This window comes from Streptomyces sp. P9(2023) (genome assembly GCF_032436795.1).
Taxonomy (GTDB): domain Bacteria; phylum Actinomycetota; class Actinomycetes; order Streptomycetales; family Streptomycetaceae; genus Streptomyces.
Window position 1 is genome coordinate 1 of sequence record NZ_JAUPWM010000429.1, and the last position, 276, is coordinate 276.

1 protein-coding gene is annotated in these 276 nt (G+C 59.1%); it reads left to right on the plus strand.

Translation table 11 applies throughout. From position 1 onward, the window contains the following. On the plus strand, positions 1-276 hold a 276-nt coding region (locus Q5762_RS38220), incomplete at both ends, for an FAD-dependent oxidoreductase (protein ID WP_315896916.1).

Here is a 276-nt window from a genome sequence, read left to right on the forward strand (position 1 = left end):
GAAATGATCGAGAAGACCGGCGGCAATGTCGAGTACGAATTGCTCACCGGCGATGAGCTGCGCGGCATTGAACCGACCCTGTCCAATAAGGTCGCTGCCGGTGTGGCCATCAAGAACCAGCGCTACATCAACCCGCCGAAGTTCATGGATTCGCTGGCCGAGTCCGTGATTGCCCGCGGAGGCGACATCATTGGCGCGTTCAATGTCACTGATGTGCGCGACAACAGCGGATCGGTCACCGTCATCGGTTCCGAAGGCCGTGCAATCACCGCGGAT